We start from the raw sequence: 21,218 nt of genomic DNA, 5'->3' as shown, positions 1-21,218 counted from the left end.
TTTTATTACTGTCCTATTTTTAACAGCAACGGCAATAACGCAACGCCTACATCACAACTCTTATCTGCCAGCCACGTCAAAACAGGCTTTACTTTTTCCCACTTTGACTTTTTGCTGTCTTTGGACTTTACCACTTCTTCAATCTCAGAGATTTTATCCAGCACTTCCTGTGTCTGTTCATTCGTGAGTGAAGTCATTTCTTCTACTTCTTTGCGTACCTGCTCAAACGTAACATTCACATTCACGCTGTTGGTCACGTTGACGACCTGAGAATTAGAAACTTCCGGCTTGGGCAACTGTACCGCATTCATCTGGTATTTGTACGTTTCCAGCTTTGCCTTCATCATTTCCAGATTTTCGGTCACACAATTCGGATGTTCTACCAGATGTCCATAAAAGACCATTTTCGCATTTTTATCATTGTACCACAGACCATCATACCATTGCTTTACACATGCTTGGTATTTTCCGTCTATTTCTCTATGTAACTTCAATCGTTCCTCGTTGCTTGTAGTTTTTGCCTTTTCAATCCTAGTAATGTCATTACATACCATATTATAAAATTCTTTTGGCATATCCATAGTGTCACACCTCCACTTCTCCGCTCATCAATTTGGGCAGCAATCTATCCCGTGCTTCTCGCAATTTACGATTTTGATTCTCTAACAGAAGTCGCTTATCAAAAAGTATCATGAACGGTTTATAGAATCCTTCTGGTGAAGTCAAAAGATAAATTGAATCCAAATGTTTTTTTCCCAAATGCGCTACCGTTGCACCTACAACTGTCCGCTCAAAAAATTTGATTGGCTCATAGATTGCCTGCAACAGCCAGCCTTTTATCTCTGTGTTTTTAGGTCGTATACAACACACTCGCTGAACGAGATATGCCGTATTACCCGCCCAAGCATTGATATGAAATTCTCCATCCATTCCAACAATAATTTCGCCGTTTTGAACTAAGTAATTTTCACTCACATGCTCTGTCGTGTAATCCATTGTTTCTGCTTGTGGAATGTTGCGAATACGAATTATTGGTGTTCCATTTTTGTCCGCATTAAACAATGTACCATCAAAAGCATACCCATACTGAATCTCTGCTATATCCACCAACCGCTCTTTTTTCCACCCCTCCGGCACGCCATCCACAATTTTCGTGTTTTCATGCCCCGGAAAGTGTAAATCCACAAACCACTCTTTATAAAGCCGCTGGGCTGCTTCTTCCAGCAATTTGATTTGTTTCTGGTTGTTTTCAATCAGGTCATCATAAGCAGAGAGAATATCTGCAATGCGGTGCTGAATATCCAAATCGGGTGCTTTAATCTCGATATTTTCACATTCTGGAACTCGTAAATGTGCAACTGTAGAACCAACGCCTTTTGATATAATTGCCTGCTTGTTATCATGCCACAAAAGCGAATACATCAAAAATCTTCCATCGCATATCTTATCATTTGCACGGAACAAAACCAAACGCTGTCCGAGAAAATAGTTTTTTTCTTCACGAACTAGTCCTACTTCTCCTAGTGGCGCTTCTCTTGTGAAAATCACATCTCCTTTTTGGAGCTTCCCACGGCGCGTCCATTTTTCATAAACTTCCTTTGTCACGCAATTCAGATTTTCAAGATTTATTTTTCCCTCTCTGATATCACTGGTACGAAGCATTTTATACGGAGTAGGCGCATCGCTTGTAGGTGCAGTTTTATTTACGCAGTCAACTATTTCAGAGCAAAGTTGTTTTAGTTTATATGTTTCCCTCTTCATACCCCCATCTCCTCCAGATTCTTCGAGATGGTTTCCATCAGGCGGTTGGACTCTGCCTGCAATTCCAGCAGTTCCTTGTGGATTTCCTTCATCCGCTGGGCAAAATCCACACCGTCATCCTCCACAGGTGCAACGCCCACATAGGCACCGGGCGTCAGGGATGCGCCTTTCTCGTTGAGGATGGTGTCGCGGCTGGCCACCTTGCACAGACCGGGAATATCCTGATAAACGCCCTCGCCAAACTTTTCAATGAGCCAGACGGCCTCCTTGGCAACGGTCAGCTTCTCGCTGAGGGCTTCCAGCGCCTTGTCGAACTTTTCCTGCGTGGTCTTGCGCTCTTTACGGGGTGCTGCCTCCACCGCGGCTTTGGCTTCTTCCCGCTTGGCCTGCACGTTTTGTTCCAGTGCGGCCTGAATCTCTGCAAAGGGGCGGTCGTCCGCCAGTTCTGCGTGATACTCCGCCAGAAGCACCTTGTACTTGTCCTCTTCACCGCGATAGAGCCAGACAATGGCGTTGAGGTTCTTCAGCTGCCAGTCGCTCCACTCGTTCTGGGTGCGGTCCACCACGGTATAATAGTTGCGGGCATCGATGAACAATACGGTGTCCAGCAGATGTTCCGGTTTGCCCTTATCCAAAAACCACAGCGAACAGGGCAGGCTTTTGGTGTAGAAGAAATTGTTGCCCACGCTCATCATCACGTCCACATGGCCGGTCTGAATCAGTTTTTCGCGGATGTCCTTGTCTTTGCCCTGACTGTCGGTAGCCGAGGACGCCATCACAAAACCCGCACGGCCATGCTCGTTCAGGTAGGAGTAGAAATAGGACACCCACAGATAATTTGCGTTGCCCACCTCTTTTGCCTTGTTCACGCCGGGCAGGCCAAAGGGCAGCCGCCCGGCACTCTGCGCCGACTCCGACTTGACCTTATCCACGTTAAACGGCGGATTTGCCATCACATAGTCGCAGCAGCCGTTCAGGTTGTGGGCATCATGATAGAAGGTATTGGCTTCATCGCCGGACTTGATCACGCCGGTCAGACCATGCACGGCCATATTCATCAGGCAGAGCTTGGCATTGTACTCCACCTTTTCCTGTCCGTAGAAAGTCATGGTGTTGTTGGCGATCATGCCCGCATGGTTTACAAAGTCGCCGGTCTGCACAAACATACCGCCGCTGCCGCAAGCCGGGTCCAGCAGAACACCGTGGGCAGGCTCCAGCACATTGACGATCATCTTCACCAGCGATTTCGGCGTAAAGAACACGCCGTCATCCTGTGCCACGTTCTTGGCAAACTTATTCAAAAAGTACTCGTAGATACGGCCGATCACATCGCCGCCCACATCGTCCAACGCATCATTGTTGAAGATGCGCAGCAGTTCCCCCAGCAGTTCATCCGAGAAGATGGTGTAGTCCTTCGGCAGAACGCCCTGCAGCTGCTCGCTCTGCTGCTCCACCAGTTCCATGGCGTTGTTCACCACTTCGCCCAGACTGTTCAGAGGATTGCCCTCAATGCCGGTCAGCCCCTGCTCCGGGATGTTGGCGGGCAAATTGACTAAGTAATTGTACTGCGCCTCCTTGGGCAGAAACAGTGCACTCTTTTCGGCAAAGTCGCTTTGCTCCACCGGCAGCACCCGACCGCCGCGCATGGGACGGTCTTTCAGGATCTCCTGCTCTACCAGTTTGAAGCGGCTGTACGCATACCGCAGAAAAATCAGTCCCAGTACCGGCATACAGTATTGGTTCGAGGTGAGTTTAGAGCCTGCACGCAGCAGATCTGCCGACTCCCACAGGTCAGCTTCCAGTTTTTTGACGTTCACATTATTTGCCACGAGGGGATTCCTCCTGTTGTTTGGATTTTCATTTTCTATTGTATCACATTTTTCTGCAATGTTCATCTTTAATCATCGCTATTTTCTTTTTTGACTGGAAAAAGTTGTTTACCAATGGCTGACAATGTGTTAGAACCATAGACTTTCTCATTTGGAGACGCTAATCCTGCAGATGCAGTTCAAGGGTTTGGGTGTCCCCAACAAGTATTTTGCAGAGCAAAATTTGCGTTTGCGGAGCGCAGCGCAGCAATGAAAGCCCCAGTGGGGCTTTTAAGCGACAGAACGGTCTGCGACAGCAGATGGAGGGGCCTCGCCCCGACAAGTTCGCAGATGTATATACGTCTGCATTGCTTGCGGGTGCTATGAAGCCTCTCAAGGTGCTTTCCAAATTTGAAAATTATTTTCTAATCAGGACCGTCAGCTTTCAAGTTCACCTTGAAGCTGGCGGTTATTTTTCTACACAAAAATTTTCGAGTTTGCAACCGCAGCAAGTAGGGCGAGTTAGTACCAACTTGCAATTTTTGAATCCGATTTTACAAATCCAGCTTCAAAACACTTGTTGGGCTTCGCCCAAACCCGATGTTCAGCACAAGAATACGCTAGTTCCGCACCTTAACGGACGCTGAATAAGCAAATTTCTTGGAGAAAAATTCGTTTCGGAAAAATCAGCGTTGATTCATCCAATATCACATCAAACCGGACCTATTACTTCCGGTTTTGAAGGTAAAAAGCGGAAGTAATAGGTCCTAAAAAATCGAGTGACTTTATGGTATGCTCTATCCAGAACATTTTCTAAAAAGCGGAAGCATCCCTTCCGGTTTTTCCTTGGGATTCTCCTAAAATCCACTGAAAACCGGAAGGAATGCTTCCTAAAAATTTCTGCTTCATTGTGATATGCTTTCTACAAGCCTTCATCGAACCTTGAGAACCAAATGACCGTCTGCATGGGATACCCGGCGATGACCCCCAAGTGGGAGAGCCGGAAGACACCGCCGGAAGGGGGCAGGAAACCCATGCAGGGAGAACGGCAGAAATACCAATAGATTTTTGAAAGGAGATTTTGCCTATGAAGAAAAACAAGTTTGAATTTATCATTGATTCTGAATTTCAATCTCAGATTCCTGCATTGACCGATGAAGAATTTCAGCAACTGGAAGAAAACATCCTTTCAGAGGGCGAAGTCCTGTCTCCCCTGATCGTCTGGGGCAACATTCTTGTTGATGGTCATAATCGCTATAAGATTCTCCAGCAGCACCCAGAAATTCCTTATGCCACCCGTTCGATTTCCTGCACCTGCGAAACCCGTGAAGATGTTCTGGCATGGATCTGCAAACATCAGCTGGGTCGTCGGAATCTGACACCCGAGCAGAAAAAGTTTCTGATTGGAAAGCAGTATCACTCTGAAAAATCCACTCGTGGGGGAAACCATGGCAATCAGTACACGCAGGTGGCAAACTGTCAAATTGACAATTTGACATCGGTAGAAAACACGACCGAACGAATCGCCAAAGAAAATAATGTAAGTTCCTCTTTTGTAATTCGTGCCGAGCAGTTCATGAAAACCGTTGAGCTGATGGAAAAATACTGCCCCGGCATTCAGAAAGAAATCTTATCCGGCAAACTTAAGCTATCCCAGCGAGAGGCTATCATTATCCGTGGAACTCCCACGGAAGCATTGCCCACCGTGGTATCAACATGTCGAGAAGAAAAGATGAACGGTAAAGCAGAAGATAGTGCAGACACCTATGAGAATTTAGAATTACTTTCCAAGGTCACCGAACGCAATTTCTCTAGTGCTGCCACATCGAAGATCCAAACGGCTGATCCACTCTCAGAGAATCGACCTTTTATTTCATCGGGAAAGCGCAGCACCGAACTCCAGACCATTCGTGAGCTAGGAGAAAAGATGGCAACGGTTGATCATGTCGCCGATGCCGAAGGGATGTTTTGCGAAATCAAAAGTGCCTCTGATAGCTTTATTTTTCGCCTCGAACACTGCTTTGCTCTTTATCCTGACTTTCTGACAAATGTGGAGATTGAAGCAAAAGTTATTGCTGCTTTGCAAAAAGCAAAAAGCTATATTGTGCATCTGAAAGAACAGCATCGGCAGCATCTTCTGGAGACTGCCAACAGCCAGTAAAATGCTTTCCAAAAATTTGTTTGATGAAAAAACACTGGAGGTGAATTCTATTTCCGACTACCTGACTGTCACTACGCCCTTACCGCAATATCTACCCTATCCCCGCTTTCTGCTGGATACCAACCTGAGCCACACAGCAAAACTACTCTACACCCTGCTGCTTGACCGAGCAACGCTTTCTCAAAAGAACAACTGGATCGATGCACAGGATCGCATTTATGTAGTCTATCCGCTTTCTCATCTGTCAAAAGACTTGAGATGCAGCATTTCCAGTGTAACGCGCTCTTTCTCCGAGCTGGAAAACGCACAGCTCGTGGAACGTATCCGCAGTGGATTTTCCAAGCCCAGCCGTATTCTGCTCAAGGTTCCGCATACTACGCAGAATTGCGCAGTCACAGTATGCAAAAATGCCGAGCATGACTGTGCAGAAACGGACAGTATGATTGCGCAAAAATGCACACCTAACCAACGTAATAAGAACAACCTGAAAGAGAACCACCTGATAAAAACAACAGATGCTTATTTGACCTTTGGAGAATATCAGAATGTCTTTCTGACGGAAAAAGAGTACAAACAGCTCAAGGCAGGCTTTTCCGGGCTGGACAGCCTGATCGAACAGCTATCCGCTTATATCCAGTCCACCGGAAGGAAGTACGCCGACCATGCTGCTACACTTCGTATCTGGGCAAAGCGGCAGAAAACAGAACGAAAATCGACACCGGGCATCCCGAACTACACATTCAAGGAAGGAGAAAGCCTATAAAGACGATAGAAAAAATTTTGGAACAGCTCCCATCCAGTATTCCCGAAAACACCGATGATTATTATGGCAAGGATGGCCTGCTTTATTGCGGAAAATGTCATACCCCAAAAGAAGCGTTCTTTGCAAGGAGCATTGCCCTGATGGGCAAAAACAAGCACCCAATCGAATGCAGCTGCCAGCGCACGGAAAGAGAACAGCAGGAAGCCCTTATTAACCAACAAAAGCACATCGACCTTGTGCGGCGGCTGAAAGCCGAGGGATTTTCTGACCCGGCAATGCTGGACTGGACGTTTGAAAACGACAACGGACGCAGCCCACAGATGCACCATGCACACCGCTATGTAGAGCAGTGGCAGACCATGCGCTCAGAGAACATTGGGCTTCTGTTCTGGGGCGGTGTCGGCACAGGCAAGAGTTTCCTTGCCGGGTGTATTGCGAATGCTCTAATGGCTCAGGAAGTACCTGTGTGCATGACGAACTTCGCACACATCCTGAACGAGCTGAATAACAGCTTTTCCGGGCGGAATGAGGTGGTGGAAAGGCTGTGCCGCTATCCTTTGCTTATCATTGACGACTTCGGGATGGAGCGTGGCACGGAGTATGCGTTAGAACAGATCTATAACATCGTGGACAGCCGCTATCGCAGTCGGAAGCCACTCATCGTCACCACCAATCTGACGTTGGACGAGATTCGGCACCCACAGGATACCGCCCATGCCCGCATCTATGACCGCCTGCTGGAAATGTGTGTTCCGATTTCCTGCATTGGGGTCAGCTTCCGGAAGGAGAACGCACAGGAAAAGCTGGAACGCTTAAAAATTTTAATCGGATAGATCAGAAACATTTCTGAAGGAATCCGCAGGACGTCCTAAGTTCTGCTACAAGGAAATGGAGTTGCCTATTGAATAATTTTCATCGTACAGAAAACAATCCCACCCCTTCGGAATGCTCTACGCCCACACTCGATGAATGGAGCGCATTCGCAACCTTTCTAGCCGATGTGATCGAGAAGTACGCATCGGTCTTGGAAATAGACAACGCCGTATCCTCAACCAACAACAAAAATCGACAAGATACTGTTGATACCGCTCTTGCAGCATGATATAATATTCTTGTAATATTTGTCCCAACACAGTGGTAAGGTCTCCCCTTCCACTGTATTACATACACGGAACGAGGTGCTTAAAATGAATCGACCAGATGACTCTCCTAAAAATTCCATCCTCATTTACACCACAGAAGATGGCCTGACCAAAATTGATACTACCTTTGACGGTGACACCGTCTGGCTTTCCATTGACCAGATGGCTGAGTTATTCCAACGTGACAAATCCACAATTTCCCGTCACATCAAAAACATTTTTGCAGAGGGTGAGCTTGAACGAGATTCAGTTGTTGCAAAATTTGCAACAACTGCCGCAGACGGAAAGACCTATCAGGTCGAATTCTACAATCTTGACGTCATTATTTCTGTTGGTTATCGTGTCAAATCCAAACGAGGCACACAGTTCCGTATCTGGGCAACTGGCATCCTGAAGGAATATATGCGCAAGGGATTTGCGCTGGATGACGAACGCCTGAAAAATCTGGGCGGCGGTGGATATTTCAAAGAGCTGTTAGAACGCATCCGTGACATCCGTGCTTCCGAAAAAGTGTTTTATCGTCAGGTTCTGGAAATCTATGCAACCAGCATTGACTACAACCCAAAAGCAGAAATCTCCGTCCAGTTCTTCAAAAAAGTCCAGAATAAAATTCATTATGCCATCCACGGTCAGACTGCCGCCGAGGTCATTTACAACCGTGCAGATGCCGAAAAGGAATTTATGGGTCTGACCACTTTTGCAGGAAACCAACCCACTTTACGAGAAGCTACTATTGCCAAAAACTATCTGAACGAGAAAGAGCTTCGTGCTATGGGGCAGTTGGTTTCCGGTTATCTGGATTTTGCTGAGCGTCAGGCAGAACGTGAACAGCCCATGACAATGCAGGATTGGGCAAACCACCTTGACCGTATTCTGACTATGAGCGGCGAGCAGCTGCTTGTTGGCAATGGCAGTGTGACCCACAAGCAGGCAGTGGACAAAGCTACTACCGAATATCGGAAATATAAGGCTAAAACCCTCAGCGATGTGGAGCAGGATTATCTGGATTCCATTAAGTTTCTGGAGCAGAAAGCAGACAAGAAATAACTGTTTTGTGAGGTTTTTATGTCACAGGAAAAGACAAAGGTTTACATTTACACCCGTGTTTCCACGACCATGCAGATCGATGGCTATTCGCTGGATACACAAAAGGCTCGCATGAAAGCCTATGCTGACTTCAACAATTACCAGATCGTCGGCGAATACGAGGATGCAGGCAAGTCGGGCAAATCCATTGAAGGCCGTGCTTCTTTCTGCCGGATGATGGAGGACATCAAATCCGGCAAGGATGGTGTTGCCTACGTGCTGGTGTTCAAGCTCTCCCGTTTTGGCCGCAACGCTGCCGATGTACTGTCTACCTTGCAGGTAATGCAGGATTTTGGTGTGAACCTGATTTGCGTGGAGGACGGCATTGATTCTTCTAAAGACGCTGGCAAACTGATAATCTCCGTTCTGTCCGCTGTCGCTGAAATCGAACGTGAGAACATCCGTGTCCAAACCATGGAAGGCCGCATTCAGAAGGCACGGGAAGGTCGCTGGAACGGCGGTTTTGCGCCTTATGGCTATCGTTTGGTTGACGGTGTGCTGCAAATCAATGAGGATGAAGCCCCTGCCATTCGCACGATTTTTGAGCAATATGTAAACACCGACACAGGCGCAAATGGTCTTTCCAAATATCTGGAGACCCACGGCTTTCAGAAGCTCGCCCGTCAGAACGGCACCTCTCCCCTTTTCAGCGCAACATTGATTCGTGCCATCCTGAAGAACCCCGTCTACTGTGGAAAAATCGCCTTTGGTCGCCGCAAGCTTGAAAAGATCCACGGCACCCGGAACGAATATCATCAGGTTCCACAGGAGAATTATTTGCTGGTGGACGGCCTGCACGAGGGCATCGTATCAGAAGAATTGTGGAACGCTGCACAAGTCAAGCTGTTGGCGCAATCCAAACGATACGAGCCAGTCAACCGCAGCAAGACGGAACAGGCGCATTTATTATCCGCCCTTGTCAAGTGCCCCATTTGCGGTGCTGGAATGTACAGCAACAAATGCACCAAACGAAAGAAAGATGGCACACCCTATAAATCTTTCTCTTATTACAGTTGCAAGCACCGCAAGATGCAACGTGGGCAGAAGTGCGATTTCAACAAGCAAATTCAGGAAGAAGTTCTGGACAACGCCGTGGTGGAGGTTATCATCAAATTGGTCAGCAATCCAAAGTTTGCCGCCATGATGCAGGAGAAGATCAACAGCAAAGTAGACACCACCGCCATTGAACAGGAAATCGCAGCCGCCGAAAAGCAACTGCGCCAGTATTACTCCGTCAAATCCAAACTCATGGATGAAATCGACACCCTTGACCCGGATGACCGGCACTACATCATGCGCAAATCCGACCTTGACGAACGGCTCTACAAGATGTACGATAAAATCGAGGGTACCGAGAATCAGCTTGTGACGGCTCGTGCCAAGAAACAGGCCATCGAAGCAGACAAAATCACCGGCGACAATATTTACAAGATTCTGCTCTGCTTTGAGAAGCTCTACAACGTTATGAATCCTGTCGAACGCAAAAAGCTGATGGAGCACCTGATTTCCGAAGTCCATATCTACCCGGAGCGTCAGCCCAACGGCCAGTGGCTCAAGTCCATCAAATTCCGACTGCCTATCATCGAAAATGGCGCGGATTTGTGTTTGGACAATGGAAGTCACGTGGAATGTATCACGGCATTTGTCCGCATAAATCCTTGATTTCTAGCACTTTCAAGGTTTGAAGAGCAGTAATTTTCCACCTTTGAACCGGCTCCAGATCAGCCAGAATAATCTTCACCGTCTCATGGAACTGCGAACAAGAAAACCGCCCTGCCGTATAGCTACGACAGAGCGGTTTTCTGCTGTATGGACTCGAAGGGAGTCGAACCCTCGACCTTTCGGATGCGAACCGAACGCTCATCCCAACTGAGCTACGAGCCCTCAACTGTCCTCTGACCACTAGAGCCAGAGGACATCGTTCATTTTGACTTTATTATTTTACTGCTTCTGGAATCATTTGTCAAGAGTTTCTACCTTCCGGCGAAGCAGACTCATGGGGGGCAGTTCCGGGGTAGGGATGGTGTACTTTTCCATGGCGTGGGGGGTGGATTCCACGCTCTCCCCTGCCTCGTTTTTGATCCACTCCGGGTGCAGCGGGATGCTGCGCCCATCCGGGCAGAGCACCTCCAACGTATCCCCAAGGCTCCATTTGCCGCGCTGCTGGCAGGAGGCAACACCATTCTCCCAGCTTTCCACAGTGCCCACAAACTCCCACTCACGGATATAAGTAGCACTGTCGGTTGCCTGACGGGCCTGCTCGCGGCCAAAGTAGAAGCCCGGGGAGTAGTGCCGGTGGCTGGTACGGGCCAGCTCGGCCAGAACGTCATCGCTCAGCTCAAAGTTATCGTTGAGCGGGTCGGCCAGATACTGATCCAGAGCCTTACGGTAGGCGGCGGTGACGCTGGCGACATAGTAGAACGTCTTGGCGCGGCCCTCGATCTTCAGGCTGTCCACACCTGCCTTGCAGATGAGGTCGATGAAGGGAGCGGTGCACAGATCGTTTGCATTGAGGATATAGCTGCCGTTCTCATTTTCGCCGATCTCATACAGCTGGCCCGGGCGGGTCTCCTCGCTCAGGTAATACTTCCAGCGGCAGGGCTGGGCGCACTGGCCCCGGTTTGCATCCCGGCCTGCCATGTAATTGGAGAGCAGGCACCGGCCCGAAATGCTCATGCACATGGCTCCGTGGACAAACGCCTCGATCTCCAGCTCCGGCGGGGTCTTATCGCGCAGGGTGGCGATATCCTGCAGGCTCATCTCACGGGCCAGCACCACACGCTTTGCACCCATGTTGTAAGCGGCACGCGCAGCGGCCCAGTTGGTGATGCCGGTCTGGGTGGACATGTGGACATCGATCTCCGGGGCGAACTGCTTACAGGCTTCCAGCACACCCAGATCGGCCACGATAAAGGCATCCACACCGGCGGCAGCAGCAGCCTTGATGGCTTCGGGCAGGCGGTCAGCTTCCTCATTGGTGGGCAGCGTGTTCATGGTCAGATAGACCTTGCGGCCGCGGGCATGGGCATAGATCACACCCTCAGCCAACTGCTCCGGCGTAAAATTGGCAGGAGCCGACCGCATACCGAACTCCGGCAGGCTGCAATAAACAGCGTCTGCTCCATAGTTGATGGCATAACGCAGGCGCTCCAAGTCGCCTGCCGGGGCCAGCAGTTCCGGGATCTGTAACATAAAATCGTCCTCTCTTTTTAGCACCCTCTCTGTCATCGCTGATGCGATGCCGCCTCACCGGATCGGTTTCTGCAAACCTGACTCCGGAGCCGCAATTGGCACTCCCCTTGGGAGAACTTTCAGCATAGCGGACTGAGAGGGACTTACTTCTTCAAACTCTGATTGACTTCAGCCGCTTTCCGGCAGTTGGCCTGATGTTCAGCATAGGTCTTGGCGTAATAGTAGTGACCGGAAAGGTCCGTAACAAAGAAATAGCAGTCCCTGACTTCCTCATCGCACTGAGGTGCCAGAGCAGCCTGGATCGCGGCAAGGCCCGGGTTCGAGATGGGCCCGGCGGGCAGGCCGGTGCAGGTGTAGGTATCGTAGGCATTCCGGATGTTCTCGGGGATATTCTCCCAGCCGCCATAATACGGGGCCACCCAGTTCCAGAGGTAGTTGTTGTCCTCGTCGCTCTGCACATAGCTGGACGTATTGCTCTGGAGCTTGGGGTAAGGCGAACCCTCGGCCAGACGGTTGCGGAACACCTGCGCCACATTGGAATCCTGATCGTTGCCCGCTTCCTCTTGCACAAAAGAGGCCAGTGTAATGACCTCGGGCAGGGTCAGCTCCTGCTTTTCCAGTTCCCTGTACATCTCGTCCGTAAACTGCTTATTGAAGTGTGCATAGAACGTTGCAACGTAATGATGCACGGTATCGTCCGTCAAAAACTCATAGGTGTCCGGAAAGAGGTAGCCCTCACACTTCATAAAGCGGTCGGGGGCATCGTCCGGGACATACTGCCAGAAGGTGTACTCACTGAAATCTCCGGTGTTGGCTTCTTCCAAAAACTCCTCGGCAGTACACAGACCGGCTTCCTCCATTTTCCGGGCAATTGCAATGGCGGTGGTTCCCTCCGGGAAGGTCAGACGCACCGAATCCGCCTTGGCATACGCAGACAACTCTGTGATCAGGCCATCGTAGGAATATCCGCCGGTTTGCAGCGTAAAATCACCGTACTGCAGTTTTCCGGCGGCACCCTTGTGCCCCACATACCAGCGGAACAGATAGGCCGAACGGATCACTCCAGCCTCCTTCAGCTCCTTTGCGATGGCAGCAACGCCGCTGCCCTGGGGGATGCTGACGGTCACCTCTGCACCGGGCTTTCCTCCATTGCCGTTGATCTCGTTATACGCAAACACACCTGCCGCACCGACTGTCAGTACCAGCAGCAACAGCACGGCCAACAGGATCTTCAGCGCACTGCCTTTTTTCTTTTTCTGGTGTTTCTCTGCCATATCCACGTTCCTTTCAGTCCATCATCAGGCGCATGTAGCTCTCCGAAACATCAAAAGGTTCTCCTTCAAAGCGGATGAGGCCATACTCCTGCCGGGTTCCCTCGCCCAGGAACAGATTCTGGGCAGCCCCCACCGTGATGACAGCTTTTTCCACGATGACCTCTTTCTCCCGGGCGGCTTCCATCAGCACCTCGGCAGCACGGTCATTTTCCGCCATCATCTCCACAAAGTAAAGGGTATCCTCCCTGCGGAAATAGATGCCATAGCCCTGCTCACTGGATACGATGGTCGCACCACGGGAATACAGGTCCCGCAGAACTTCCCCCATCTGCTCCGGCGGCAGCTGAACGGTGTCGGGCCAGTATTTTGCCCGCAGCTCGCAGAGTTTTTTTGCCGTCACGGAATCGAATTCCGCCTGGCTCCACAGGTTGCGCTCCACCTCCCGGGGCAGGCAGCGCAAGGCAAAGGCTTTCTGGAAGCCTTTATCCTGCAGCAGCGTTGATTGTTCCGGGCTGGTGGGCACTGCCACCACAAAGCCTGCGCCCCGCAGTTTCTGCTGGGCACACAGGGTATCCACCAGGCCCGCAAGGAGCAGGCTGCCCTGCCCGCACAGACCGAACAGATAGCTGCCCGGGCGGCCCTGCAGGGTCACTGGCACAGCCAGTGCCACAGCCTCAATGTGGTCGTTTTCCTCCGCGACGTAGACATTCTGCACCCCGGCAAAGCGCTCCACAGCGCCACGGACAAACTCCTCCGTGTCGCCGCGCTGGGCCTGCCACAGGGCCAGCACCTCCGCCCAATCGGACGGCTGCATCAAACGGTACATGATATAGGATGCCTCCTTTTGTTTCAAATAACAGCGAGAGCAAGGGTTCTGACCTCTTCCTGAATATCCTCAATGCTCCGCATCTTCTCCCCTGCCGTGCAGTGGACGGTATCCCAGCCGAGGTGAGCGGCGCAGTATTCTGCCGCCCGGCGGCTGCGGGCCAGATATTCGGTGTCCTTTTCATGGACATCCTTCCTGGTCTCGTCGCCATGGTAGCGGGCAGTCATCAGCCGCTGGCTCACCGCCGGGTCAACCTGCAGATAGATCACCTTATCCGGTGCAGGCAGGCCCAGCAGGTGGTATTCATAGTCAAAAAGCCACTGCAGGAATGTGTCCCACTGCTCCGGCGGGAGCTTCGAGCACTGATGCACGGCATTGGAGGTGGTGTAGCGGTCAGCGATCAGGATGCCGCCTTCCTCGTAGAACTTGCCCCAGTCCGACTTATACCCCGCATAGCGGTCCACAGCATAAAAGCTGGATGCCGCGTAGGCGTTGACATCGTCAGGCTTGTCGCCGAACTGCCCGGCCAGATACATCCTGACCAGCGCACTGGAATCACTGGCATAATCCGGGAAGGTGATCTCTCTTACCAGATGATCCGTCACCGTCAGGTGCTTTGCAAGCAGTTTTGCCTGCGTGCCCTTGCCGCTGCCGTCCAGCCCTTCCAGAACGATCAGCTTGCCTTTGCTCATACACCAGCCTCCTGCTTGATGGCCTCATACTTTGCGCGGACTTCGGCAGTTCTGCCGCAGCACATCTTGCCCTCGGGGCAGGGGCCGCTGACACAGGCCGGGCCGGCCTTGGCAAAGATATGGGGTGCCACCGGGTAAACCAGCCGGAACATTTCCTCAGCCAGCTGACGGATCTCCCACTGAGCGCGGGAGCAGCAGCGCAGATGGAAGAAATTCTGCAGACTGCGGGCGTTCATGGTCACGACCATCTTCGTCTCGCAGGCGTTGGGCAGCACGAAGCGGGCATCCTCGTTGGCCTGTTTGGAGGCCTTGGCGCGGGCCTGCTTTTCGGGCATCCCCTCCGCCATCAGGCGGGCAGTGTGGCCGTCCTCCAGCTTTTTTGCAAGATCCAGGTAGCGCTTCGCATCCTCATCCATGCTCTCAAGAAAGGCTGTCTTTGCCTCAGGGATGGCCTCGATCTCCGGCGGGATGACATAGTGGAAGTCGTCCAGCCGGACATACCGCTGGCTCTGGACACTGAAGGATGCGATGCGGTGCCGGGTGATCTGGGCCAGCAGGGTGCGGCTCACGCCCTCAATGCCAAAGGTGAAGCTGGCATGTTCAATGGGGCTGGCATGGCCCAGGTCGCTGAGCATGGTCAGGAACTTGGCCGTTTTCTCCTCGGTCAGGCCGTCCAGCAGGTCGGTGATATGGGCATCGGAGTAGCAGAGCTTGGCCGCTGCCGCCACCACCTTTTCCGGTTCCGGGGTATGTGCGATCAATCGAACGGTCATCATAGTTTTCTCATTCCTCCGTAATTTTCGTCAGCGGCGCAAAATTTGCCATGGTTTTCTTCACGCCGACCTTTTCAAAGTTGACCTCCACGATCTGGTCTCCTGCAGCGGCCTTGACCGCCAGCACCCTGCCCCGGCCAAAGACCTTGTGCTCCACAATGTCGCCAACCTCGTAATGCTTTGGGCCGGTGGGTGCCGGGCGGGAAGCTGCCGGGCTCCCCGGAAAGCTCACGGGTTTGGACGCTGCCTTGGGGGCCGCGGGGCGGCCATAGCCCGCGCCAAAACCGGAGGAGCCAGACGCGCGCGGGGCGCTGCTTCCGCTGCCAAACCCGGAAGCACTGCTGCCACGGCCTGCATAACCGGAGCCGAAGCCGCCGCGCTCAGAGGCATTGTATTCCCGGTTGAGGTAGCTGCCGCCGGTGCGGCCGCCGAAGCTGCTGGAATTGCGGCCCCAGCCGGACGCGCCGGAGTAGCCCGAGGCCCCGCCGGGAACGGTATCACTGTAACTGGAACCCCAGCCCATGGAAGAACGGCGTTCCAACGCCGGGCTGCGGGTCTCTTCTATATACTCAGGCTCGATCTCGCGCAGGAAGCGGCTGGGTTCGTTGCGCTGGGTGCGGCCGTAGAGCATCCGGGAGACGCTGTTGGAGATATACAGCTCCTTCTTGGCGCGGGTGATGCCGACATAGGCCAGACGGCGCTCTTCCTCCAGATCTGCCTCGGAGTATTTGCTCATCTCGCTGGGGAACACCCCCTCCTCCATGCCAATGAGGAACACATAGGGGAATTCCAGACCCTTTGCAGAGTGGATGGTCATCAGGACCACCTGGTCAGCGCTCTCGTTGTAGCTGTCAATGTCGCTGATGAGGGCGATATCCTCCAGATAGCCTTCCAGTGAAGCATCCTCGCCGTGCTGGTCGCAGTAGTTTTTGACGTTGTTGACCAGCTGGCCCAGGTTCTGCAGGCGGTCTGCCGCATCCTCGTGGCCCTTGGCCGCATCGGCTTCCAGCATGGCCTTGTAGCCGGTCACCTCAATGACATCCTGGGCAAATTCATCCAGTGTCCTGGTTTCCAGCGATTCCTGCAGTTTTTCGTAGATCTGCCAGAATTTCAGCAGCGGCATAATGGCGCGGCTGAGCTTGGCGTATGCATCCGCGTGGGAGATAACTTCCAGCATACTGATCCCCTGCTGGGCGGCAAGGTCAGCGATCACGTCAACAGTGGTATTGCCGATCTTCCGGGCAGGCTCGTTGATGATGCGGCGCAGGCGCACATCATCCCGGGCGTTCGCCACGATGGACATATAGGAGTGGATGTCCTTGACCTCTTTGCGGTCATTGAAGCGCTGGCCGCCCACGATCTTATGGGGAATGCCCGCGCGGGTAAAGTAGCTTTCGATGGGGGCCGACTGGGCATTCATACGGTAGAGCACCGCATGGTCCGCCAGATGCCCGCCCTCTTTCAGGTGCTCACCGATGACATCCGCAATGTGCATGGCTTCGTCCTGCTCATTCTCGGCAGTGTAGACCTGCACCTTGTCGCCCTCGTCGTTCCGGGTCCACAGGGTCTTGCCCTTGCGCTCGGTGTTGTGCTGGATGACGCAGTTGGCAGCATTCAGGATATTGGAGGTGGAACGGTAATTCTGCTCCAGACGGATGGTCTTGGTGCCGGGGAAGATGCGCTCAAAGTTCAGAATGTTCTCAATGGTGGCACCGCGGAAACGGTAGATGCTCTGGTCATCGTCACCGACAACGCAGATATTCTTTTCCGGGCCGGTGAGCAGGCTGACCAGCCGGAACTGGGCCACGCTGGTATCCTGATACTCGTCCACCAGCAGGTAGCGGTACTTGTTCTGGTAGAACTCCCGCACATCCTCGTGCTCCGCCAGCAGCTGCACGGTCTGGTAGATCAGGTCGTCGAAGTCGAAGGCTCCTGCCTCCCTGAGCTTTTTTTCGTAGGCGGCATAGACTTTGGCGGCAATGGCTCCCTTGGTGTCCCGGGCCGGGGTGCGCAGCGCCTCCTCCGGGCTGACCAGCTGATCCTTCCAGCGGCTCATCTGGTTGATGGCGCTCTTGATCGGGAAGAACTTGTCGTCGATGCTCAGTTCCTTATAGACCGCCTTCATCACGCGCTGGGAGTCATCGGTATCATAGATGGTAAAGCTGCGGGGGTAGCCGATGGATTCTGCCCAGCGGCGCAGGATGCGCACACAGGCCGAGTGGAAGGTGGAGGCAAACACCTCGTCCCCCTCTTCGCCGCCCAGCATATTGCGCAGGCGCTCTTTCAGCTCCCCTGCCGCCTTGTTGGTAAAGGTGATGGCCATCACATTCCAACTGCGAACAGCATTTTGCCGCAGCATCCCGTCCAGCCAGGCGGGCGCATCGGTGCCGGTCATAATTGCCGTTTTCAGAGCCTTGACATCATCCTCGGTCACCTCATGGGGGGTCCAGTCAGAGCCATGGGCTGAGCCAAACCGGATCAGGTTTGCAATGCGGTTGACCAGAACAGTGGTCTTGCCGCTGCCTGCACCGGCCAGAATGAGCAGCGGGCCGTCGGTGGTAAATACCGCCTGCCGCTGCATATCGTTCAGGCGGCCAAACTGCTTTTCAATATAGGTATCGCGCAGAGCGCAGAATTCCTGTTGGAGACTTGCTGCCATTGTTTCACCTGTTCTTCTATAAAATCACTTACTTTATAAGTATATCACAATTCAAGAGGGTTGTACATAAAAAACCGCCCTTCCTGCATAGCACAGGAGGGGCGGCAGTGTTCAGATAAAACTTAGCCGAAGATGTTGATCAGGATACCGGCAGCAACAGCGGAGCCGATAACGCCAGCGACGTTGGGGCCCATGGCGTGCATCAGCAGGAAGTTGGAGGGGTTCTCGCTCTGGCCGACCTTCTGAGAAACACGGGCGGCCATAGGAACAGCGGAAACACCAGCGGAGCCGATCAGGGGGTTGACCTGACCGCCGGTCAGGGCGTACATCACCTTGCCGCACAGAACGCCTGCAGCGGTACCAAAGGAGAAGGCGATCAGACCCAGCACGATGATGAACAGGGTGCGGCTGTTCAGGAAGGTGTTTGCAGAGGTGGTGCAGCCAACAGACAGAGCCAGGAAAATGGTGATGATGTTCATCAGTTCATTGCCGGCAGTCTTCTGGATACGATCCACAACACCGGACTCTTTCATCAGGTTGCCCAGCATCAGCATACCGACCAGAACGGCAGCATCGGGAACGATCAGAGAAACAACGATGGTGACCATGATGGGGAAGATGATCCTCTCGGTCTTGGACACGGTGCGCAGCTGCTTCATCACGACTGTGCGCTCTTTCTTGGTGGTGAGCGCCTTCATAATGGGCGGCTGGATCACGGGCACCAGAGCCATGTAGCTGTACGCCGCAACAGCGATGCTGCCCAGCAGCTCAGGTGCCAGACGGGAGGTAACAAAGATGGCAGTAGGGCCGTCTGCACCGCCGATGATGGAGATTGCAGCGGACTGCTTCTGGGTGAAGTCCACAATGCCGGTAGCAGCCAGCAGACGAGCGCCCATGTAAGTGCCAAAGATACCGAACTGAGCGGCAGCGCCCAGCAGCAGGCTCTTGGGGTTGGAGATCAGGGGGGCAAAGTCGGTCATGGTACCGATGCCCAGGAAGATCAGCGGGGGGTAAATGCCCAGCTTGACACCCATGTAAAGCATATCGGCCAGACCACCGTTGTTCAGGATCTCGATCCACATCGGGTGCTCAAGACCATCACCAACGAAGTACTGCATGTGGATAATGCCGCTGCCGGGCAGGTTGGCAAGGATCATGCCAAATGCCATGGGCAGCAGGATCAGGGGCTCAAATTCCTTCACGATGGCCAGGTACAGCAGGAAGCAGCCCACGCAGATCATGATCGCGTAGAGGTAGCCGCCCGGCTCACCGAACCGTGCAAAGCCGGAACTCTGGAAAATACCGACCAGAGTATCGATAAACTGTGTCATGTTTTTCCTCCTGTGTTAAAAAGGTGCGGTGGTGTCGTTGACACCAGCCTTGCTCCAGCCATTTGCAGCACGGCGCACGGCCTTCAGGGTGTACTTGCCATTGCCCATGGCATGGATGGCAGCCATAATTGCGGCAACCACATCGCCGGGGATGCCTTCCTCCACCACAGGGGCGGGAGCAGCCTGCTGTACGGGGGCAGCGGGCTTTGCGGCAGCCTTGGGAGCAGCAGGCTCCTTGGCTGCCTTCTTCTTGGCGGCCATACCGTCGAAGATCTTGCCTTCCAGCATGATGATGAGCATCAGCAGGACGAGGATGGCAAACACCAGCACGATACCGGTAATGGTGATAACCACATCAGAACCCAGATTCATGGTCTTCCTCCTAATAATAATTTACTCCGCACTCCGGAGCAGGCCCCGGCGCGCAAAAAGCGATTTGAAAATATTATACAATATTTCCCGACCCGATTCAACAAGTATGAACAAAATTTTGTTGCAACTTTTCCAATTTCTTAACGAGCCGGGTCAGGGCCCCGGTTAACGGCGGCCCATGCGGGGGGTCGCATCCAGGAAGCCGGTCTCCAGCTTATCGTTCAGGCCCAGACTCATGGCAGTGCCCAGCGCCACACAGTTCACGGGATCGGGCGAGACGGTCACATCCACCTTGAGTTCCTGGCTCAGGTATTCGGGCAGGCCGTGCAGCTGTGCGCCGCCGCCGGTCAGCACCACACCATTGCGGAAGATATCGCCTGCCAGCTCGGGCGGGGTCTTTTCCAGCACCTGATGGGCAGCAGTGCCGATTTGCTCACTCAGCATCATCACAGGCTCGTAGAGGTCGCTGGTGGAAACATTCACCTTGATGGGCAGGCCGGTCAGCAGGCTACGGCCCTTGACCTCCATCGTCTCGTCAAAATCAGCCTTCTGGGGGCAGCAGGCGACATTCTTTTTCAGTTGCTCTGCGGTACGCTGACCGATGGCAATGCTGAACTTGTTGCGGACATGCTTCAGGATCTCGTCATCATAGTGGTTGCCCGCCACACGGACACTGGTGGCCTTGACCTTGCCGCCCAGAGACAGGACAGCGATATCGGTGGTGCCGCCGCCGATATCAATGATCATCCGGCCATCGGGCTGGGTGATGTCGATGCCGGAACCCAGTGCAGCGGCAATGGGCTCATCGATCAGGTAGACCTGACGGGCACCGGCGGCCATCACGGCCTCCACCACGGCATCACTCTCAATGCCGGTGATGGCAGCGGGCACGCAGACAGCCACCCGGGGCTTGACCATGTGGGAGCTGTACACCTGATTCACAAACCGGCAGATCAGCTCCCGGGTCATGGTGTGGTCGCTGATGACACCGTCCTTCAGCGGGAAAATGGCGGAAATATAGTTGGGGGTGCGGCCTACCATGGCCAGGGCCTTGTCGCCCACCTCCAGCACGGAGTTCTTGCGGGTATCCATTGCCACCACGCTGGGCTGGTTGAGCACGACCCCCTGCCCTGCCTGTGCAATGATAATGGTCGTTGTGCCCAGATCGATGCCGATGTCATTCTGTGCCATAATGAAACGTTCCTTTCTCTGCTCCCCTGTTTTTCTATCGTAAATGCCCGTTCGGGCGGGAAATCAAATCAATTTATATTGTAGCATAAGCCAGTAAAAAAGTATAGACCAAACCTCTCCTAGTAGGAGAGGCAAGTCAGCAGCCTGGCTCCCCTATTAGGGGAGCTGGCGCAAAGCGCCTGAGAGG

18 protein-coding genes and 1 tRNA gene are annotated in these 21,218 nt (G+C 52.9%); 6 read left to right on the top strand and 13 right to left on the bottom strand.

Annotated elements, in window-relative coordinates; genetic code table 11:
• Positions 1 to 5 precede the first annotated feature (5 nt).
• The 3 genes from D3F01_RS12850 to D3F01_RS12840 are packed head-to-tail and all read right to left on the bottom strand — an operon-like array spanning position 6 to position 3,590.
• Positions 6 to 581, bottom strand: coding sequence for a hypothetical protein (locus D3F01_RS12850; protein ID WP_242889086.1), 576 nt, complete (start codon positions 579 to 581; stop codon positions 6 to 8).
• Between the two features lie 4 nt (positions 582 to 585).
• The gene (locus D3F01_RS12845) at positions 586 to 1,761 is read right to left on the bottom strand and encodes a restriction endonuclease subunit S (protein WP_242889083.1); all 1,176 of its coding nucleotides are present in this window, start codon (positions 1,759 to 1,761) and stop codon (positions 586 to 588) included.
• Positions 1,758 to 3,590: a class I SAM-dependent DNA methyltransferase gene (locus D3F01_RS12840; RefSeq protein ID WP_242889081.1), complete on the bottom strand. Its 1,833-nt coding sequence runs from the start codon at positions 3,588 to 3,590 to the stop codon at positions 1,758 to 1,760. The genes D3F01_RS12845 and D3F01_RS12840 overlap by 4 nt, the downstream gene beginning before the upstream one ends.
• Before the next feature lie 1,066 nt (positions 3,591 to 4,656).
• Here D3F01_RS12840 and D3F01_RS12835 point away from each other — a divergent pair.
• The 6 genes from D3F01_RS12835 to D3F01_RS12810 all read left to right on the top strand — a co-directional run bounded on the left by D3F01_RS12835 (position 4,657) and on the right by D3F01_RS12810 (position 10,383).
• On the top strand, positions 4,657 to 5,730 hold the full coding sequence (locus D3F01_RS12835; protein WP_242889079.1) for a hypothetical protein: 1,074 nt from the start codon (positions 4,657 to 4,659) through the stop codon (positions 5,728 to 5,730).
• 1 nt (position 5,731) lies between these two features.
• Positions 5,732 to 6,493 carry a replication initiator protein A gene (locus tag D3F01_RS12830; RefSeq protein ID WP_242889077.1) on the top strand — a complete coding sequence of 254 codons (762 nt, stop codon included), beginning with the start codon at positions 5,732 to 5,734 and terminating at the stop codon, positions 6,491 to 6,493.
• On the top strand, positions 6,490 to 7,326 hold the full coding sequence (locus tag D3F01_RS12825) for an ATP-binding protein (protein ID WP_098922142.1): 837 nt from the start codon (positions 6,490 to 6,492) through the stop codon (positions 7,324 to 7,326). Before D3F01_RS12830 ends, D3F01_RS12825 begins: the two co-directional genes overlap by 4 nt.
• Positions 7,327 to 7,394: 68 nt before the next feature.
• The gene (locus tag D3F01_RS12820; protein WP_242889075.1) at positions 7,395 to 7,595 is read left to right on the top strand and encodes a hypothetical protein; all 201 of its coding nucleotides are present in this window, start codon (positions 7,395 to 7,397) and stop codon (positions 7,593 to 7,595) included.
• Between the two features lie 85 nt (positions 7,596 to 7,680).
• Positions 7,681 to 8,682, top strand: coding sequence for a virulence RhuM family protein (locus D3F01_RS12815; protein ID WP_098922140.1), 1,002 nt, complete (start codon positions 7,681 to 7,683; stop codon positions 8,680 to 8,682).
• Positions 8,683 to 8,700: 18 nt separating this feature from the next.
• On the top strand, positions 8,701 to 10,383 hold the full coding sequence (locus tag D3F01_RS12810; RefSeq protein WP_098922138.1) for a recombinase family protein: 1,683 nt from the start codon (positions 8,701 to 8,703) through the stop codon (positions 10,381 to 10,383).
• Positions 10,384 to 10,531: 148 nt separating this feature from the next.
• On the opposite strand, the gene D3F01_RS12805 is transcribed toward D3F01_RS12810, so the two are convergent.
• The 10 genes from D3F01_RS12805 to D3F01_RS12760 all read right to left on the bottom strand — a co-directional run bounded on the left by D3F01_RS12805 (position 10,532) and on the right by D3F01_RS12760 (position 21,031).
• Positions 10,532 to 10,605, bottom strand: a tRNA-Ala gene (locus D3F01_RS12805).
• Positions 10,606 to 10,677: 72 nt separating this feature from the next.
• Positions 10,678 to 11,913 carry a U32 family peptidase gene (locus D3F01_RS12800; RefSeq protein WP_098922137.1) on the bottom strand — a complete coding sequence of 412 codons (1,236 nt, stop codon included), beginning with the start codon at positions 11,911 to 11,913 and terminating at the stop codon, positions 10,678 to 10,680.
• A 143-nt stretch (positions 11,914 to 12,056) separates the two neighbouring features.
• On the bottom strand, positions 12,057 to 13,187 hold the full coding sequence (mltG, locus tag D3F01_RS12795) for an endolytic transglycosylase MltG (RefSeq protein WP_242889073.1): 1,131 nt from the start codon (positions 13,185 to 13,187) through the stop codon (positions 12,057 to 12,059).
• 13 nt (positions 13,188 to 13,200) lie between these two features.
• Positions 13,201 to 14,013: a hypothetical protein gene (locus D3F01_RS12790; RefSeq protein ID WP_097771763.1), complete on the bottom strand. Its 813-nt coding sequence runs from the start codon at positions 14,011 to 14,013 to the stop codon at positions 13,201 to 13,203.
• Positions 14,014 to 14,036: 23 nt separating this feature from the next.
• Positions 14,037 to 14,705, bottom strand: a complete 669-nt coding sequence (locus D3F01_RS12785) for a deoxynucleoside kinase (protein WP_242889071.1) — start codon at positions 14,703 to 14,705, stop codon at positions 14,037 to 14,039.
• The gene (gene thyX / locus D3F01_RS12780) at positions 14,702 to 15,481 is read right to left on the bottom strand and encodes an FAD-dependent thymidylate synthase (RefSeq protein WP_242889069.1); all 780 of its coding nucleotides are present in this window, start codon (positions 15,479 to 15,481) and stop codon (positions 14,702 to 14,704) included. Before thyX ends, D3F01_RS12785 begins: the two co-directional genes overlap by 4 nt.
• A gap of 7 nt (positions 15,482 to 15,488) precedes the next feature.
• The gene (locus D3F01_RS12775; RefSeq protein ID WP_242889067.1) at positions 15,489 to 18,137 is read right to left on the bottom strand and encodes a UvrD-helicase domain-containing protein; all 2,649 of its coding nucleotides are present in this window, start codon (positions 18,135 to 18,137) and stop codon (positions 15,489 to 15,491) included.
• A gap of 122 nt (positions 18,138 to 18,259) precedes the next feature.
• On the bottom strand, positions 18,260 to 19,468 hold the full coding sequence (locus tag D3F01_RS12770; RefSeq protein WP_156066636.1) for a sodium ion-translocating decarboxylase subunit beta: 1,209 nt from the start codon (positions 19,466 to 19,468) through the stop codon (positions 18,260 to 18,262).
• Positions 19,469 to 19,483: 15 nt separating this feature from the next.
• Positions 19,484 to 19,840 carry an OadG family transporter subunit gene (locus D3F01_RS12765; RefSeq protein ID WP_097771767.1) on the bottom strand — a complete coding sequence of 119 codons (357 nt, stop codon included), beginning with the start codon at positions 19,838 to 19,840 and terminating at the stop codon, positions 19,484 to 19,486.
• A 165-nt stretch (positions 19,841 to 20,005) separates the two neighbouring features.
• Positions 20,006 to 21,031 carry a rod shape-determining protein gene (locus tag D3F01_RS12760; protein WP_005936170.1) on the bottom strand — a complete coding sequence of 342 codons (1,026 nt, stop codon included), beginning with the start codon at positions 21,029 to 21,031 and terminating at the stop codon, positions 20,006 to 20,008.
• Positions 21,032 to 21,218: the final 187 nt, after the last annotated feature.

The organism is Faecalibacterium sp. BCRC 81149 (assembly GCF_022750605.1).
GTDB lineage: Bacteria > Bacillota > Clostridia > Oscillospirales > Ruminococcaceae > Faecalibacterium > Faecalibacterium duncaniae.
This window is presented reverse-complemented; position numbering and strand designations above follow the sequence as displayed.

What these genes read in the sequence shown, in the direction of transcription:
- D3F01_RS12850 (WP_242889086.1), bottom strand. Translation starts at nt 581, where the DNA reads ATGGATATGCCAAAAGAATTTTATAATATGGTATGTAATGACATTACT.
- D3F01_RS12815 (WP_098922140.1), top strand. Translation starts at nt 7,681, where the DNA reads ATGAATCGACCAGATGACTCTCCTAAAAATTCCATCCTCATTTACACC.
- mltG (WP_242889073.1), bottom strand. Translation starts at nt 13,187, where the DNA reads ATGGCAGAGAAACACCAGAAAAAGAAAAAAGGCAGTGCGCTGAAGATC.
- D3F01_RS12810 (WP_098922138.1), top strand. Translation starts at nt 8,701, where the DNA reads ATGTCACAGGAAAAGACAAAGGTTTACATTTACACCCGTGTTTCCACG.
- D3F01_RS12830 (WP_242889077.1), top strand. Translation starts at nt 5,732, where the DNA reads ATGCTTTCCAAAAATTTGTTTGATGAAAAAACACTGGAGGTGAATTCT.
- thyX (WP_242889069.1), bottom strand. Translation starts at nt 15,481, where the DNA reads ATGATGACCGTTCGATTGATCGCACATACCCCGGAACCGGAAAAGGTG.
- D3F01_RS12775 (WP_242889067.1), bottom strand. Translation starts at nt 18,137, where the DNA reads ATGGCAGCAAGTCTCCAACAGGAATTCTGCGCTCTGCGCGATACCTAT.
- D3F01_RS12800 (WP_098922137.1), bottom strand. Translation starts at nt 11,913, where the DNA reads ATGTTACAGATCCCGGAACTGCTGGCCCCGGCAGGCGACTTGGAGCGC.
- D3F01_RS12785 (WP_242889071.1), bottom strand. Translation starts at nt 14,705, where the DNA reads ATGAGCAAAGGCAAGCTGATCGTTCTGGAAGGGCTGGACGGCAGCGGC.
- D3F01_RS12760 (WP_005936170.1), bottom strand. Translation starts at nt 21,031, where the DNA reads ATGGCACAGAATGACATCGGCATCGATCTGGGCACAACGACCATTATC.
- D3F01_RS12765 (WP_097771767.1), bottom strand. Translation starts at nt 19,840, where the DNA reads ATGAATCTGGGTTCTGATGTGGTTATCACCATTACCGGTATCGTGCTG.
- D3F01_RS12770 (WP_156066636.1), bottom strand. Translation starts at nt 19,468, where the DNA reads ATGACACAGTTTATCGATACTCTGGTCGGTATTTTCCAGAGTTCCGGC.
- D3F01_RS12835 (WP_242889079.1), top strand. Translation starts at nt 4,657, where the DNA reads ATGAAGAAAAACAAGTTTGAATTTATCATTGATTCTGAATTTCAATCT.
- D3F01_RS12845 (WP_242889083.1), bottom strand. Translation starts at nt 1,761, where the DNA reads ATGAAGAGGGAAACATATAAACTAAAACAACTTTGCTCTGAAATAGTT.
- D3F01_RS12790 (WP_097771763.1), bottom strand. Translation starts at nt 14,013, where the DNA reads ATGTACCGTTTGATGCAGCCGTCCGATTGGGCGGAGGTGCTGGCCCTG.